Origin of the sequence: Bacillus sp. LJBS17, from assembly GCF_019334685.1 — a bacterium.
Taxonomy (GTDB): domain Bacteria; phylum Bacillota; class Bacilli; order Bacillales; family Bacillaceae; genus Bacillus; species Bacillus subtilis.
The window spans coordinates 2613296-2629152 of sequence record NZ_CP079759.1 but is presented as its reverse complement, the minus strand read 5'-3'; the positions used below and the strand labels follow the sequence as shown (position 1 = coordinate 2629152).

The 15857-nt window shown below is 37.9% G+C and carries 18 protein-coding genes and 4 pseudogenes; 17 read left to right on the top strand and 5 right to left on the bottom strand.

Going from position 1 to position 15857, the window contains the following annotated elements:
* Positions 1–145: 145 nt before the first annotated feature.
* Together bltD and blt are read right to left on the bottom strand one after the other, a co-directional pair.
* Entirely contained in the window at positions 146–604 is a 459-nt protein-coding gene (bltD, locus tag KXZ66_RS13650) for a spermine/spermidine acetyltransferase (RefSeq protein ID WP_041850101.1), read from the bottom strand.
* A 199-nt stretch (positions 605–803) separates the two neighbouring features.
* Complete coding sequence (blt, locus tag KXZ66_RS13645; protein ID WP_151870138.1) at positions 804–2006, bottom strand: multidrug efflux MFS transporter Blt; 1203 nt, start codon at positions 2004–2006, stop codon at positions 804–806.
* A gap of 116 nt (positions 2007–2122) precedes the next feature.
* Here blt and bltR point away from each other — a divergent pair, with 116 nt between their 5' ends.
* From bltR to KXZ66_RS13585, 15 genes and pseudogenes are all read left to right on the top strand, one after another.
* Positions 2123–2944, top strand: coding sequence for a multidrug efflux transcriptional regulator BltR (gene bltR, locus KXZ66_RS13640; protein WP_014480349.1), 822 nt, complete (start codon positions 2123–2125; stop codon positions 2942–2944).
* Between the two features lie 82 nt (positions 2945–3026).
* Positions 3027–3137: pseudogene (locus tag KXZ66_RS22615) on the top strand (N-acetylmuramoyl-L-alanine amidase); the annotation flags it as partial.
* Complete coding sequence (locus tag KXZ66_RS13635; protein ID WP_032726231.1) at positions 3115–3261, top strand: hypothetical protein; 147 nt, start codon at positions 3115–3117, stop codon at positions 3259–3261. The pseudogene KXZ66_RS22615 and the gene KXZ66_RS13635, both read left to right, overlap by 23 nt.
* Positions 3262–3486: 225 nt before the next feature.
* Positions 3487–4047: a cupin domain-containing protein gene (locus tag KXZ66_RS13630; protein ID WP_049141114.1), complete on the top strand. Its 561-nt coding sequence runs from the start codon at positions 3487–3489 to the stop codon at positions 4045–4047.
* Positions 4048–4444: 397 nt separating this feature from the next.
* Positions 4445–4762 carry a sulfurtransferase gene (locus tag KXZ66_RS22610; RefSeq protein WP_080286220.1) on the top strand — a complete coding sequence of 106 codons (318 nt, stop codon included), beginning with the start codon at positions 4445–4447 and terminating at the stop codon, positions 4760–4762.
* 21 nt (positions 4763–4783) lie between these two features.
* Complete coding sequence (locus KXZ66_RS13625) at positions 4784–5044, top strand: metal-sensitive transcriptional regulator (protein WP_003237170.1); 261 nt, start codon at positions 4784–4786, stop codon at positions 5042–5044.
* A gap of 146 nt (positions 5045–5190) precedes the next feature.
* Entirely contained in the window at positions 5191–5673 is a 483-nt protein-coding gene (locus tag KXZ66_RS13620) for a DsrE/DsrF/DrsH-like family protein (protein ID WP_049141115.1), read from the top strand.
* A 23-nt stretch (positions 5674–5696) separates the two neighbouring features.
* Positions 5697–5793, top strand: a pseudogene (locus KXZ66_RS22770) (rhodanese-like domain-containing protein); the annotation flags it as partial.
* A 65-nt stretch (positions 5794–5858) separates the two neighbouring features.
* Complete coding sequence (locus KXZ66_RS13615) at positions 5859–6416, top strand: sulfurtransferase TusA family protein (protein WP_049141116.1); 558 nt, start codon at positions 5859–5861, stop codon at positions 6414–6416.
* Positions 6417–6436: 20 nt separating this feature from the next.
* A pseudogene (locus KXZ66_RS13610) lies at positions 6437–6722 on the top strand (DsrE/DsrF/DrsH-like family protein).
* A gap of 29 nt (positions 6723–6751) precedes the next feature.
* Positions 6752–7886 (top strand): annotated as a pseudogene (locus KXZ66_RS13605) (MBL fold metallo-hydrolase).
* A gap of 33 nt (positions 7887–7919) precedes the next feature.
* Positions 7920–8147, top strand: coding sequence for a sulfurtransferase TusA family protein (locus KXZ66_RS13600; RefSeq protein WP_003156135.1), 228 nt, complete (start codon positions 7920–7922; stop codon positions 8145–8147).
* Positions 8148–8206: 59 nt separating this feature from the next.
* A complete protein-coding gene (locus tag KXZ66_RS13595; RefSeq protein WP_219144593.1) occupies positions 8207–8992 on the top strand; it encodes a sulfite exporter TauE/SafE family protein in 786 nt (261 codons plus the stop codon).
* A gap of 581 nt (positions 8993–9573) precedes the next feature.
* Positions 9574–10050, top strand: a complete 477-nt coding sequence (locus KXZ66_RS13590; protein ID WP_049141119.1) for an HXXEE domain-containing protein — start codon at positions 9574–9576, stop codon at positions 10048–10050.
* A 246-nt stretch (positions 10051–10296) separates the two neighbouring features.
* Positions 10297–10821: an NAD(P)H-dependent oxidoreductase gene (locus KXZ66_RS13585; protein ID WP_003246192.1), complete on the top strand. Its 525-nt coding sequence runs from the start codon at positions 10297–10299 to the stop codon at positions 10819–10821.
* 489 nt (positions 10822–11310) lie between these two features.
* On the opposite strand, the gene KXZ66_RS13580 is transcribed toward KXZ66_RS13585, so the two are convergent.
* The 3 genes from KXZ66_RS13580 to KXZ66_RS13570 all read right to left on the bottom strand — a co-directional run bounded on the left by KXZ66_RS13580 (position 11311) and on the right by KXZ66_RS13570 (position 13597).
* A complete protein-coding gene (locus KXZ66_RS13580) occupies positions 11311–11868 on the bottom strand; it encodes a GNAT family N-acetyltransferase (protein WP_029318133.1) in 558 nt (185 codons plus the stop codon).
* 344 nt (positions 11869–12212) lie between these two features.
* On the bottom strand, positions 12213–12461 hold the full coding sequence (locus KXZ66_RS13575) for a hypothetical protein (RefSeq protein ID WP_119123070.1): 249 nt from the start codon (positions 12459–12461) through the stop codon (positions 12213–12215).
* Entirely contained in the window at positions 12380–13597 is a 1218-nt protein-coding gene (locus KXZ66_RS13570) for a DUF418 domain-containing protein (protein ID WP_038829696.1), read from the bottom strand. The genes KXZ66_RS13575 and KXZ66_RS13570 overlap by 82 nt, the downstream gene beginning before the upstream one ends.
* A gap of 267 nt (positions 13598–13864) precedes the next feature.
* Here KXZ66_RS13570 and yrkP point away from each other — a divergent pair, with 267 nt between their 5' ends.
* Complete coding sequence (gene yrkP / locus KXZ66_RS13565; RefSeq protein WP_021480140.1) at positions 13865–14560, top strand: two-component response regulator YrkP; 696 nt, start codon at positions 13865–13867, stop codon at positions 14558–14560.
* Positions 14547–15845 (top strand): two-component system sensor histidine kinase YrkQ, encoded by a 1299-nt coding sequence (gene yrkQ, locus KXZ66_RS13560; RefSeq protein WP_049141120.1) that lies wholly within the window; start codon positions 14547–14549, stop codon positions 15843–15845. The genes yrkP and yrkQ overlap by 14 nt, the downstream gene beginning before the upstream one ends.
* The last annotated feature ends 12 nt before the right edge of the window (positions 15846–15857 follow it).

Genomic DNA, 15857 nt, shown 5'->3' with positions numbered 1-15857 from the left:
AGCACATGAGATTTTGACTAATAAGATGCTTAAAGCCTGAGATGAAATTTTCATCCAGGCTTTTTTAAACAATGATCTTGCAGTTTAAGTAGGTAATCATTATCGAAGTTCAAACGTTTCTCAGCAAACAAGGAGGCTTGGATATCTATAGCTCTTTTACCATTACCTTCTCACCATTAAAGTCGAGTTCACCATTAAATCGAAAACCAAACCTTTGATAAAGGCGTATAGCATGAATATTATTTTCAAATATACTTAAATAAATTCTCTTGCATTTATATAGCTCAGCAAGGTGCTGAATGAGGGCTTTAAGCATTTTCTTCCCTAATCCTTTTCCCTGATAGCGTTCGTCAATAAAAAATCGGTCAAGCCAGACTCGTCCGTTTTTATTATCTTCATCATACTCGGGAAACAATCCATACATTGCAAAACCGACTAGATCTCCATCATAGTAAAGCCCGACAGGTTTATAATAGTGACATTCTTTTGCATCCTCTAAACATACTTTTGTAGATTCAATATATGATAATTGATTCTGGCTGACATGCAGATCAAGAATTGCAGCACGATTATCATCAGTTACTGCTTTTATGTTTATACTCATACTACATTCTCCTTTTTTCTTATCCCGGTTAGGCTGCGGCTTAAGGTGATGGCAGATGAAATCCTGATATTGCTAAAACTCAGCATAAACTATTTTCACATCAAGCAACATGTAGCCTATCAAATTAAGTACCTTTTCTTATTGTGCCTAACCAGAGGCATTCCCTGCATCCAAATGACTTGACTTTATAGAAAATGAATTAATTCAAAGCTGCAGCATCATTCTTTTTTTCTTTCCAAACCATTGTAAGACCAAGGCCGACAATCATAACGAAACCTGCAAAAAGGAAAGGATAATGAATGTTAAGATCAAATAGTATACCGCCTAAAGCAGGTCCAAATATATTTCCCAGGCTGGTGTATGTGGAGTTCATGCCTGCTACGAAACCCTGCTGGTTACCGGCCATATTGGATAAATGAGCGGTTAAGGCCGGACGTAGCAAATCGAACGCTAGAAAAATAAAACAAGTTACAAGCAAAACAGTTAAAAATCCTGACATAACAGTAGACACGAAAGCCAAGATCGCTCCGGTTATTAAGCACAGCTGAATCATTCTTTTCTCTCCAAGTTTGTTGGCCAATTTCCCGAATAGTAAAACTTGAATAACTACCGCAACAATGGAACTAATCGTAATAATGGTTGCAATATCTTTTGGTGTGAAGCCAAATTTATGATCAGAAAACAAGCTGAATACCGTTTCATAAGCTGATAAACCAAAAGCCATTACAAAGACGATAATAAATGCAATGAGATAGACAGGATGAATGGATCTCTTCAAATCTTTAATGAAATTTGATTCCTTTGTATGAGATGAGAGTTGATGGCGTTCTTCTATCGACAATGACTCTTTTAGTATAAAAACGGAAGTGACAGCTGCTATTAACGCGATGGCGGAGGCGAAGAAAAACGGCATGCGGATACCAAAGCCGGCAATAAATCCTCCCGCACCAGGCCCAATAATAAAGCCGGTGCTAATTGCAGCAGAAACATACCCCATAGCCTTTGACCTTTCCTTTAGGGTTGTCATATCAGCTACATATGCTGTTACCGCGGGCATGATAAAAGCCGCACTTATACCACCCAATATCCTCGAGAAATAAAATATTGAAACATGGGTCCCTAATCCGAAAATCAACTCAGATAAACTGAATATAAGCAACCCGAGAATAATCATTTTTTTTCTCCCAAAACGGTCAACCCACCTACCTGCAAAAGGTGAAGTAATTAACTGAGAAATGGCAAAAGCCGCAACAAGATAACCCATTGTGCTGCCGGATAAATGCATGATTTTCATAAAAGAAGGCATAACTGGAATGATTAAACCGATACCAAGAAATGCTACGAAGATGTTGCTTAATAGTATAATGAATATCGTTTTTTGCTCATTTATTGATTCTTTCATCTGAATTCCCCTTTTACTCAATTGAACCCTTTTTACCTATCCTTTTCGCTTGAAGCTTTTTTCAAGTACAATCAAATCATAAGGTATATGGTTACCGTATAGTCAAGGAGGTTTTTATGAGCGAAGATGTTAAGAAGTATTTCACAACAGGGGAGTTTTCGAAGCTCTGCCGTGTAAAAAAACAAACCTTATTTCATTATGATGAGATTGGTCTTTTCTCGCCGGAAATAAAAAAAGAAAATGGGTATAGATATTATTCCTATCATCAATTTGAGATTTTTCAAGTCATCAGTCTATTTAAAGAGCTTGGGGTTCCATTAAAAGAAATAAAGTGTCTAATAAAAGGAAAAACACCAGACAAGATCCTGCATGTTCTAAAAGAAAAGTCTATTGAGATTGATAAAAAAATAAATGAGCTTAAGCAGTTGCAAACGATCTTACAAACAAAAGTGACGCTTACAGAACAAGCACTTGAGACTGACTTTTCCTCAATTTCTTTTGAATATTTAAATGAAGAAACATTCATGTTAAGCCGAAAAACATTAAACTTACCGGAACGAAAATATGTGGCAGCCATTTCAGAACTCATTCATGAAGTTCAGCAATATGAATTAGATGAAGGATATCCGATAGGCGGAATCTTTGCACGGGAACAAATCTTAGAAAAAGACTTCTACAATTACAGTTACTTTTATATAAAAGTAAAAGATGGGGCAGAGAATATAAATTATCATGTACGGCCAAAAGGCCTGTATGCAGTTGGATATGAAATAGGCGGAAATACTGAAGAGGCGTACCGGAGAATCATTGAGTTCATTGAAAGAAATGGAATGCAAATAGGGGAAAATGCATATGAGGAATATATGCTAGATGAGATGGTAGTTGACGGGTATGAAAATACATATGCCAAAATCCTCCTTCAAGTTAAGGAGGTGTAAGATTACGAGATTTTCATATGGAAAAATTGCTTCTATTGTGTGCCCAAAAAGAATATAAACTGGTTTACTAAAAACGAGCCCACATACAGGTGACGGTACAAACGGCACTGGGAACCGCAAGTCTATCGGCGTTGAAATATGCTATAACGCTTCAGGAGGCGCTAAATACTATGCTGCTGAAAAGCTGGCCATCAAGGCGCATCCAAAGGGATAAATCTAAAAGAGCTGGGATAGGGGGGACAAACAACATAATTCCGTATACTCTGTTGTTGTGCTATGTAAATGTTCAAAAGCCATTTAGGATCGTCGACTTTTGATAATCCATCATATAAAAGTGTCATTCGATGTCTTGTTAACAAAGGCTAGTGAAATTCAATATCCAGAAAACGATTACAAGGTCGGTGATAAATTATTCATCCGTGAATCAAACGGTGATCGAAGATTCATTTTTGTGTTTAATATGAGTTTTCTTGATTTAGCACACTCCCTTAATAAATGCATAGGATACTATCACAAAAATTTATAATTGTGGGGATCAAAAAATGTACTATAACCCTTTTTCGCCTCAATGTTATTATTATGTGACTGTACCGATGTATAATGATGGAAGATCTGTTTATTGGACTATTCCAAATGAGATGGGGAACGTACACAGAGGTGCCGATTTGCGCTCTTCATATGAAGATAGAAACCTTCTTTTGAAGGATTATGGACCAAAACCATTTGTTGTAAATATCAATAGAGCCACAAAACAAAACAATACGTTCCGTACTGCTTTATGGACAGGAAAGCATTTTCAAGTTACTTTGATGAGTCTTGGTATTGGAGAAAACATTGGTTTGGAAATCCATCCTAACGTTGACCAGTTCTTACGGATTGAGCAGGGGCGTGGGATCGTCAAAATGGGAAAGAGCAAAGGTCATTTGAACTTTCAAAGAAATGTTTATGATGATTCTGCCATTGTTGTACCTGCCGGCACTTGGCATAACGTGATTAATACAGGTAATACGCCATTAAAACTTTACTCCATTTATGCTCCTCCTAACCATCCATTTGGTACAGTTCATAAAACCAAAGCAGATGCAGTGGCTGCGGAAGATTAGCATAGTTATTCGCAGATTTCTGAGTAATTGGAGTCACATCCAGCATGAAACATGGGGAACCAGTACCTAAGAATTGTTTTTATGCAAATGAAACCCAATGTAATATCCAAGCAGTCTTGTGCTAATTTAAAAAGTAATTGATAAAATAAAGTCGATTTAAAATAAAATCGGCTTATTTCTTTATTCGAGTTACTTTTTTAGCAGAATTGGCATTATCGAAATGTAAGTATTTTTTCAATCCGCGGATATTGGAATGAATCTATCAGCTCAAAGTAAGTAACTTTCACACTTGACTATATACCTGAGGGGGTATATTATAGTTTTGTGAATAACAAAGAGTTAATAAGGTGGTGTAAGTAGTATCAATTATTTAGTTATTGCATTCCTGCTTATTTTTGTGATTATCATTGCAACGTATAGACGTTATTATCCTATAACCGGAATCTCTTGTATCCATAAAGATAAATTAAAGGCTATAGACATGACAATATTAGATATTCGCCATTATAACGATGTACCCAATTTTTCGGATAATATTATTTTAAACATCCCATATGCGTATCTAAAACGTTTTTATTTAGAGATTCCACGTGATAAAATACACATAATAGCTCGTGATCGGGTGGAATTAAATTTAGGAGTGCGTTTTCTAAAGCGCAAAGGTATCCATGTAAACAGTTATGAACTGGCAACATGTAAATGTAAAAATAAATGAAAGAAAGGATTTCATTGATATATGGAGTATGATCAAAAGATTAAAAACCGCTTACGACGGATTGAAGGACAAATTAAAGGTGTATTGACTATGATGGAACAAGGAAAAGATTGTAGAGAGGTTGTGACCCAATTAGCAGCTTCCCGTAATGCGATCGATCGAGCGATGGGTTTAATTGTGAGCACAAACCTTGAACATTGTGTTCGTGAAAGTTTAGAAAAAGGCGAAGACACACAAAATTTAGTAAAAGAAGCAGTTGACTTATTGGTAAAGAGCCGATAAAAATTCATCAACCTAAGGTTGACGAATTTTTATATGCGTCATATTATACCCCTACCGGTATTTAAAGAGTTGAATAATAGCAGATCTTTCGAAAAAATTTTTTGACTTTAATATACCCGCGGGGGTAATTAGTTAGGAGAATAAACATGACAGAACAAACAAAACGCACAACAATTGTTTTATTTAGCGGGGATTATGATAAAGCAATGGCAGCCTATATTATTGCAAATGGTGCAGCTGTCTACGATCATGAAGTGACGATCTTCCATACTTTTTGGGGATTAAACGCTTTACGTAAAGAAGAGCTGATTCCAGTGAAAAAAGGATTTCTTGAAAAAATGTTTGGAAAGATGATGCCTCGTGGTGCTGATAAGATGGGTTTATCTAAAATGAACTTTGCAGGTATGGGCCCTAAAATGATTAAAAATGTGATGAAAAAGCATAATGCACTTCCTTTGCCTCAGTTGATTGAGATGGCTCAAGAACAGGGGGTAAAGCTCGTAGCTTGTACGATGACAATGGATCTTCTTGGTTTACAGGAAAAAGAACTATTAGATGATATTGACTATGCTGGTGTAGCAGCTTATTTGGCAGATGCTGAGGAAGGCAGTGTCAACTTATTTATCTAATGTTACTCATTTACTCATTGCTAAGCGGAAGGAGAAGTTTAAAGGGAAGTAAAAATATTGAAGAAACAAGGATTTAAAAAGATCACAAATATAAAAGGGGGTATGAATACATGGTATTAACTTCTAGGGAGAAACTTTTTGTATATTTATATACCCCCACCCCTATATGAGAAAAGGAGGAAAAAATGATGAAAGCAAATATTGTACTAGACGCTAAAGGTTTGGCGTGTCCAATGCCTATCGTAAAAACGAAGAAGAGAATGAAGGATTTAAAAGCTGGTGAAGTATTGGAAATTCATGCGACAGATAAAGGTTCTACAGCAGATCTGGAAGCATGGGCAAAAAGTACAGGCCATGAATATCTAGGTACTGAAGCAGAGGGAGAAATACTTCGTCATTTTCTTCGAAAAGGAGGAGAGCATTCATCAGAAAATGCATCTTCAATTCCTGAGATTTCATTAGAAGCTTTCAAACAGAAAGTAGATAGTGACGAGTCTCTTAACATTTTAGATGTTCGAGAGATAGAGGAATATGAAAAAGCTCATATCCCTGGAGTTGTGCATATCCCTCTTGGTGAAGTGGAAAAGCGCTCTGACGAATTAAACAAAAATGATGAAATTTATATTATCTGCCATTCGGGAAGAAGGAGTGAAATGGCGGCCCGCACCATGAAGAAACAAGGTTTTAAAAAGGTTATTAATGTTGTCCCCGGTATGCGGGGTTGGACAGGTAAAACCGAATAAATAAAAAGCATTATGAACAGATGAGTACAAGAGTAGCGATTATTGCGGCAAATGGCGGTCTGTTTGATGCTTATAAAGTCTGTAATATTGCGACAAGGAAAAGAACATGTCGCAGAAGGTTGTAAGAAAGCAAATGTGCCTTCTATTCCTAAACTGATTGAAATGGGAGTTGCATGATTTGGTTGTCAAATAACGATGGACGTTATGGGTTTAACAAAAGATGATTTTATGGAAGGAATCGAAGTAGGCGGGGCTGTTACCTTTTTTGGTTTTGCGAAAGATGCTGATGTATCCTTAACGTTTTAGTCCCGCTAAAAGATTTGATATAGGAGGTATTGAAACATGACCGTAAAGGCAATGACCCCAAAAGAAGCGACAAAAAAAATCTTTAACAAAGAACCTTTATTTATTTTGGATGTGCGTAATGAAAATGATTTTAACGATTGGAAGATAGAAGGGCATGACTTTGACCATTTGAATGTTCCTTATTTTGATCTTTTAGATGGCGTAGAAGATATCTTGGAGAAAATTCCTTCTGATAAAGAAGTGCTGGTCGTTTGCGCAAAAGAAGGTTCATCCGTCATGGTATCCGAAATGCTTTCTGAAGCAGGTCATTCTGTATCCTACCTTAAGGGTGGAATGAAAGCATGGAGCGAACATTTAGAGCCGGTAAAAGTCGGGGATTTAAAAGATGGCGGTGAGATGTATCAGTTTGTTCGAATCGGTAAAGGCTGCTTGTCATACATGGTCATTTCCAATGGTGAAGCAGCAATTATTGATGCGACACGTATGGTAGATTTCTTTATGGATTTTGCGAAGGAGAAGGGTGCAACGATTACTCACGTATTTGATACACATCTTCACGCGGACCATATTTCAGGCGGCAGAGTCATTGCTGAAAAAACAAAAGCAACCTACTGGTTACCGCCTAAAGATGCTGAAGAAGTGGTATTCGATTATCAGCCGTTGGAAGAAGGAAATGACATTATTATTGGAAATACAACGATTAAAATTCAACCGATTTATTCTCCGGGGCACACGATTGGGTCCACTTCTTTCATTGTCGATGATCTGTATCTTCTTTCAGGTGATATTTTGTTTATTGATTCAATCGGCAGACCAGACTTAGCCGGTATGGCAGAAGATTGGGTAGGAGATTTAAGAAAAACGCTTTATAGCCGTTACAAAGCGTTATCAAAGGATTTAATTGTATTACCGGCACACTTTATGATCATTGACGAGCTAAATGAGGATGGAAGTGTTGGTAAAAAACTAAGTACATTATTTAGCGAGAACCATGGTTTGAACATTGCGGATGAAACAGAATTTAGACACCTAGTAACAGATCATTTGCCTCCGCAACCAAATGCATACCAAGAGATTCGAGAAACAAACATGGGGAAAATCAGCCCAGATGAAGAAAAACAGCGTGAAATGGAGATTGGCCCAAACCGCTGTGCAATACGGTAACACAAGTTTCTGCTAAAAAGAGGAGAGATGAACATGAAATCAGATAAAGTATTAGACGCAAAAGGCTTGGCATGCCCAATGCCAATTGTCAGAACAAAGAAAGCGATGAATGAACTGGAATCAGGTCAAATATTAGAAGTGCATGCAACAGATAAGGGAGCTAAAAATGATCTTGCAGCCTGGTCTAAATCAGGCGGACATGACCTTTTAGAGCAAACTGATGAAGGTGATGTATTGAAATTCTGGATTAAAAAAGGCTAATAATGTGAAAGGGTATCGAATAAAAAGATACCCTTTTCCTTTGAAAGGAGGAAACCAAAGTGGATATTGCCTTTATCACAACTCTTTTCATTATAGGGTTTATTGGTGCCTTTATTTCCGGAATGATTGGTATTGGCGGAGCAGTTATTAATTATCCAATGCTATTGTACATTCCTTCTTTAGTGGGAGTGATGTCATTAACTGCCCATGAAGTTTCAGGGATAGGGGCTATTCAAGTTTTTTTTGCGACACTCGGCGGTGTTTGGGCTTATCGTAAGAGTGGTCTTCTAAATAAAGCATTAATGATTTACATGGGAAGCAGCATCCTTTTAGGGAGTGTATTGGGGAGTTACTTTTCTCATTATATATCTGAAAAAGGAATTAACTTTATATACGGAATTCTGGCTATTATAGCAGTTATTTTAATGTTTATACCTAAAAAAGGACAAAAAGGACAAGAACATAGCGAAGATAAGGAAGTGATATTTAATAAATGGTTGGCTTCTTCCTTAACGTTTATCATTGGTGGCGTATCAGGTATTTTAGGAGCTGGCGGCGCCTTTATCCTAGTCCCCATTATGTTATCGATTTTAAATATTCCTGTTAGAGTCACAGTCGCTTCATCTCTTGCGATTACATTTCTTTCATCTATTGGCGCAACAGTTGGTAAAGTAATCACGGGCCAGGTTCTTTTTGTACCAGCTCTGGTTCTTATGATTGCTAGTTTAATTGCATCTCCTATTGGTGCATCAGTTGGGCAAAAAGTAAATACAAAATTCCTGCAATGGATTTTAGCGCTATTAATAGGTGCGACAGCTATTAAAATTTGGTTAGAGCTTCTTTGATATGAGTCAGCTGGTAAAATGAAAGATTAAAAGATTCATCACTCGTTGGTTTCTTATTAATGTTATGACACTTGGCCACGTTCAATAAATGTTTCAAGTGCTTGATGAAATTCTTTTTGATAATGGTGACTTGGACAAGTCTAAACTATAGTACCATGAAATGCATTTGACTTAGTGGTGTCCAGTGTTGTTTTGCATTAAGACAGCATTCATAAAATAAAGAGACCATAACTTCATCTTTGATCACCTTTTTTAAAACATTTTAATCCTGATTGGTTTAAGGGGTATGGTATGTGATGGGTATAATGAGTCAATATAAATTATGTCTATTTTGTGCCCAAAATAAATAGAGGGACTCGAACTAAAAAAGAGGATGCCAAACTATATAGGTATCTTTGTTTGCTTTAGAGTTATTATATTTGAATATGACATGCCACGTAACAACACGTTATTGCACATATAATTATGAAGCAACTACTAAGGCAGATTCTTCTCTCTTTTAACACCATATCCAATCAGCCTCAAATGTAATATAATGTTGCCAAACCATATTGGTTGTGGCACCGAGGAGGAAATGATAGGTGGTTTATTTCGTAGCATTTTTTTGTTTTGCTATTACACTTCATAATATTGAGGAAGCTATTTGGTTACCTGAGTGGTCACAACAATCTTCAAAGTTTCAAAAGCCAGTAACTTCAAATGAATTTCATTTTGCTGTCATTGTTATAACTATGTTGGCTTATTTATCTGCATTTGGTTTTTTATATATGCCAGAATCAGATATTGCAAAATGGATTTTCATTGGCTTTCTAGGTTCTATGGTTATCAACGCTATTTTTCCACATCTTATCGCAACTGTTGTAATGAAAAAGTATGCACCTGGACTTCTTACGGGCTTATTGCTTAACATTCCAGTAAACTCATTAGTTATTTATCAAATGTTTTTAAAGAATTTGATTGTATGGAAGGAGTTAATAATATCTACGTTGGTTGTAGGAATTATTTTATTAGCACTTATTCCATTATTATTTAAAGTTGGTGATAAAGTATCTCTATAATGAGTTTAAATTGGTAAGGATTGAGGAAAAAGGTGAAAATTTTCTAAATGAGGGATTATTCTGTTATATCGGATTTCTACAAAACAATGTCTTAAGTCATCGTTGATTTTGGTGCCCAATTAGTTGCCCTGAATTCATGAAAAAGGATAAAATAGGTGTAAATAAAGTTGCAATTTTAAAATTAGAATCAATTCATTATCGTAAAAGCAATAATAACTAATTGGCAAAGAAAGGATAATCAGTCTAATGAAAACATTAGTTATCGTTATACATCCTAACTTGGAAACGTCTGTTGTCAACAAAACCTGGATGAATCGTTTAAAGCAAGAGAAAGACATTACGGTTCATGACCTGTACGGTGAATACCCTAATTTTATCATTGATGTAGAAAAAGAGCAGCAGCTCCTGTTAGATCATGAGCGTATCGTTTTTCAGTTCCCAATGTATTGGTACAGCAGTCCCGCGTTACTCAAACAATGGGAAGATGATGTGTTAACACATGGCTGGGCTTATGGAACTGGAGGAACTAAATTGCATGGAAAAGAACTACTCTTAGCTATCTCCTTAGGCGCACAGGAATCTGATTATCAAGCAGGCGGAGAATATAATATCACGATCAGCGAGCTTATCAGACCGTTTCAAGTCACTGCTAACTATATAGGAATGCGTTTTCTTCCTGCGTTTACACAATATGGGACACTTCATCTTTCAAAAGAAGATGTTAAGAACAGTGCGGAGAGATTGGTTGACTATCTTAAAGCCGAGCATTAATCCGGTATTCGCGAGGGAAGCTGAAACAAATGATGTGTTATGAAAATAAGGGTTTGTGACAGATTTTCATAAACTTAATTTCAAAGTTACATCGAATACTTAATTCAGGGGGGCATAGTGCGAGGGCTTAAAATTAATTAAAGCAGGGCAATGAGTACGTATTTCTTAATGAAATGTAGAGTTCCTTGGTCTCTAATAGGTACCCGATTAGTGTCCAGAATTCTGAAAAATGATGAAAATAAGTATAAATAAAGTAAACATATGCTTTGAATAAAAGCTTTTGTAACTCATGATATGTTTTTACTATGTTGAGGGACTAGTGGGCGTGGTATATGTCAGAAAAGAAACCGATGATTCAAAGGTGTTTTGACCCCTGTTTATGAGACAGGGATCAAAACACCTTTTAAACATCATTATTACCTTCCTCTGATAATGAAATATAAAAAAGTTACCAGCAACTCTCTGCGGCATCTTGCCGTGTTCAATTGTTTAGTCCTTTTTTTTCATAATCTTTACAAATCTGAAAAAGTCATCATCATTCAGTAGGGGCTTGTCATCTTCACGTCCATTGCGATGCATATGCGGATCAGAGTGATGTTCATTGTAGAACTCTACGATATGAAATCCACACTTATTCACATAGAAGTTGATATTTCGCTTTTCGAAATAAGGTGTCACGGTTTCCCAAAGCACAGTATCCGGATACTGTGCTTCAATGGCTTTCCAAGCAGAAAGACCAATCCCTTGGCTGTGATATTCTGGAGATACATAGAATAAATCTAGCGAATTATGATTTGTTTGGCTGTTGATACGTACTACTGCACCACCGACATTCTTACCATCCTGAAGAATATGATATACCACTGCTCCGGGAGCATTGAAAGACTCCTGAACATCATTGTCCGATGGAATCGGCCCATCTTCGCAATCACCGAACGTTTCAATCACGGCGATCGCAAAGGCTTCTTGTAATTTTTTTTGGAATTCTGGCAGATCAGATTCCTTTGCTAGTTCCAGAATAACTTTTGGTTCATTTTTAGTTTTCATGATTGTTCACTCCCTCAGTTGCTAAAATATAGAGTTCAGTCGTTCAGTAAAACATTCGAGCTGCTCTGCGAGGCCTTTTCACAAAAAAGTGATTCCATCGCTCTTTCTTCCGCGGTAAATTTGGCGTTAAAATACTTCAAAAGCTTTCTCCTGTCTTTTTGTATGATTCTTTTTCTTTGTTTCATTGGAAAACAAGCTGCATGTAACCCTAATTTACTATTGTTCACTACCGTTTTAAGTGTCGTATGCGGGATTTGTCATCATTCTCGAATTTTTCCTGCGAAAAGTTACAAAAATAGTCGAATGAGGCGCCTTTGACTATGAACATGCGTAAAAGATTCAATTTAGATTCGATCATGAGCAATGCACATTGAGTAAACTCTGGTGGATTTATTAGCCCAAAGAAGCCTAAATGATATAAAAATAACTAGTCCATATATCAAATCTGTCCGTTTAATGCCCGCTTCATTCAACAACACTAATTTGAAGTCATGCAATCTGTGCAAGGGGGTTATTTCTGAATAGATTTTTCCGAATGCAGCGGAGTTGCTTTGGGACTCCCGTTTACTTTGCCGTACGTCAGCTTGCGCCATACTAATTCCATCGGACCGTACCTAAACCGTTTCAACCACAATGTACTAAAGCTCATAAGAACGAAGTACACGGCCAGACTGAACATGAACGTGCCGGCGGATTGAATATGATCCGCAAGCCCGAATCCGTACCTGAGGAACAGAACTGTTCCAATGATAGAGTGAAGCAGATAACAGGTCAATGACATCCGTCCGACTTTGGTGAATATCATCATAGGGCCTCGCAGCTGAGGAACGTATAGAAACAGCATTGCAAAAGTGCTCATATAAAACATACTTCCGGTTAAGCCGCCATTTTGACCCAAGACAGAGGAAATGTCCTTCCACAGCATATTCTCAGAAAGATTAAACATGTCTAGTAATATACTGCTTTGTGTTATGAGAAAAGCGATTGTGCTAATGATCCAGATACGCTTCCATATAGGCTTTTTCGCTTCCATGTCTTTGAAAAATTCCATCTTAACAAAGTACACGCCCAGCAGAAACATGAGAAACATGGAATAGATCATAGAGAAAGAGCCGGCAGCCATCGTGACCATATCTGTCCACCGAGTGCTGATAGATTCCATGTAGGTAAGGCTGCTGTGGCTAAACAAAGTAAACTCTGAAAAATTCGGGTTTTTTGACCCTGCAGTATTGATGACATTGTACAACATTGTGAAAACAGGAGTCAGGAATTGAAACACGATAAGTGCGATAATCCATCTAAGCACCGTTTTGGCCGTGCGTTTATAGAAGGCGAGTAACAGGAAGCCACTTACGGCGTAAAAGGCCAATATGTCACCGACCCAAACAAATGTGATGTGCAAAATGCCAAATCCCAACAGGATAGATAACCTGCGGGCAAACAGCTTGTTGGGACTCTCTACCTTCTGCGCGGCTCGATCCATAAAGATCATAAACCCGACTCCGAACAGGAAGGAGAATAACGTAACGAATTTCCCTTCGGCAAACCAGGAAACCAGCTTATGCAGTACGTCATCGGAGGCCATTTCGAATCCCTTTACTGAATCTACGATCAGAAAATAATTGACAATAATAATGCCAAGCAAGGCAAATCCTCGTACGATGTCCAGAAAATGAACCCGTTCCCGCAGACTCACCGGTTGCCCGCGTCCTTCTTTTTGTACAATCATATCAATACTCCTTTCCCATTTATCACGGCAATGTGTAGTGCGGATCTGAAAAACTTGAGCCTTACAATGGATAAATATAAAGACCGAATCTTAACAATTTATGAAGAGTCATCATTTTTTTTAGAAAATGTGACAAATTTGTGGCGAGCATCAGCTTTCATAAATTGTTAAGATTTACGTAGTATCTTATAACGTACTTATTACTATGAACGATATATAGTAAGGACACACGAGAAATAACAACAAGAATCATGAGGTGAGAGAGACATGGCCTATCGAATATTAGTCGTAGAGGATGATGAGGATATTGGTGATCTTTTGGAGGAATCCCTTACACGTGCAGGTTACGAGGTGCTAAGAGCCAAGGATGGAAAGCGAGCATTGCAACTTGTGAATGACTCGCTTGATTTGGTTATTTTGGATATTATGATGCCAGGCATTTCGGGAATTGAAACATGTCAGCACATCAGGAAATCCTCTAACGTCCCGATTCTGTTTCTGACGGCCAGATCGAGTACACTCGATAAAACTGAGGGATTACTCGCCGGCGGCGATGATTATATGACTAAACCATTCTCGGAAGAGGAACTTCACGCTAGAGTGATTGCTCAATTACGCAGATATACTATCTATCAGGAAAAGAAGGAACAGGAAGAAACATTTCTTATCGGGGGCAAACTAAGAGTGAGCGAAGAATTTAATGAGGTGTGGAAAGAGGAGAAGCAAATCAAGTTGTCAGATCTGGAGTATCGTATCCTGAAACTTCTGATGAGCAAACGCAACAAAATATTTTCTGCCCAAAATATATATGAGAGTGTGTGGGGACAGCCTTACTTTTACTGTTCCAACAATACGGTGATGGTGCATATACGGAAGCTGCGCTCCAAAATTGAGGATGATCCGGCACGTCCGGTTTATATAAAAACTGAATGGGGAAGAGGATATCGATTTGGCGCATCTTAAATTTACGCTAACCAAAAAACTGGCTTTGCTGATAATGGTTGCTGCGATTGTGAGTGGTGTGATCTTTCTGACGTTGCAAAAGATCACAGATGATCTGATCGAGGGATATCTGAGTTCGGAAGAGTATTATCACGAGGAGTCAGCAAGATACATTCAAAAATTCAGCAAGTACGTTTCAGAAAATGAGTTGTCTACATCAGATAGAAAAGCGTTTGGCGAGTGGGTCAAAAAAGAAAATTACATTAACCTCACCATATTCAAGGATCAGGAGCTGCAATATGATTCTATTTATTCCGAATCGGATTATGGAAAGGAAAAGCTGACTCAGTACGCTCAAAATCATTCACATCCTGTCAAGTTTAGCGATGGTGAAGGACGAGTCATTATCGACGGTTTCTACTCTTCCCGATATTATGATCTGGCTTTTGCATTGGATTTGTTCGGGGCAACCCTCATCTTTTTAATTATTGTTCTCTTCGGAATTCGCCAAAGTCTTCGCTACCTTAAAACGATTCACCAAGAGATTCATATTCTTGAAGGGGGCGAACTGGACTACGAGATGACGATAAAAGGGCATGATGAATTAGCGATGATTGCAAAGAGCATTGAGGATCTGCGGAAAGCTTTCCTGGATAAACTTAAAGCTATCGAGGAATTGCAAGCTGAGAGCCGCAGCCTGGTTACCGAAATGTCGCACGATATGCGCACACCGCTGACGTCGCTGATCATGAATCTGGAGTTTGCCAAAAAAGAGGGAGGCGAAGCGGGTGCCAGCAAAGATCGGTATGTAGCCAATGCTTATGGTAAAGCACTGCAATTAAAAAGCTTGTCTGACAATCTGTTTGCGTATTTCCTGCTGGACAAGGAATATGAGGCCGATCTGGAGACCGTTGCAGTGAAAGAAGTGATCTACGATCTAATATCAGATCAGATTGCTATCCTTCATCAGGAGCATTTTCGGGTCCATATTTCAGGCGAGCTGCCGGAAACCTATATTAACGTGAATTTGGAGGAGCTTGGTCGTGTATTTGATAATGTGATGTCAAACTTATTGAAATACGCAGATCCGGAAGAAAAAATCAGCATCACGTTTGTATCGGATCAAGAGATATTTGAGATCCATGTTAGCAATACGATTAAACTTGCAGATATAACACCGGAAAGCAACGGACTCGGTGAAAGAAGCATTGCGCGAATGATGTCCCGCATGCAGGGACAGTTTCACAGTATACAAAAGAATTCTAAGTACTACATTGTGCTACGATTTTGGAACACCAAGATGTAGGCTGAGAATAAA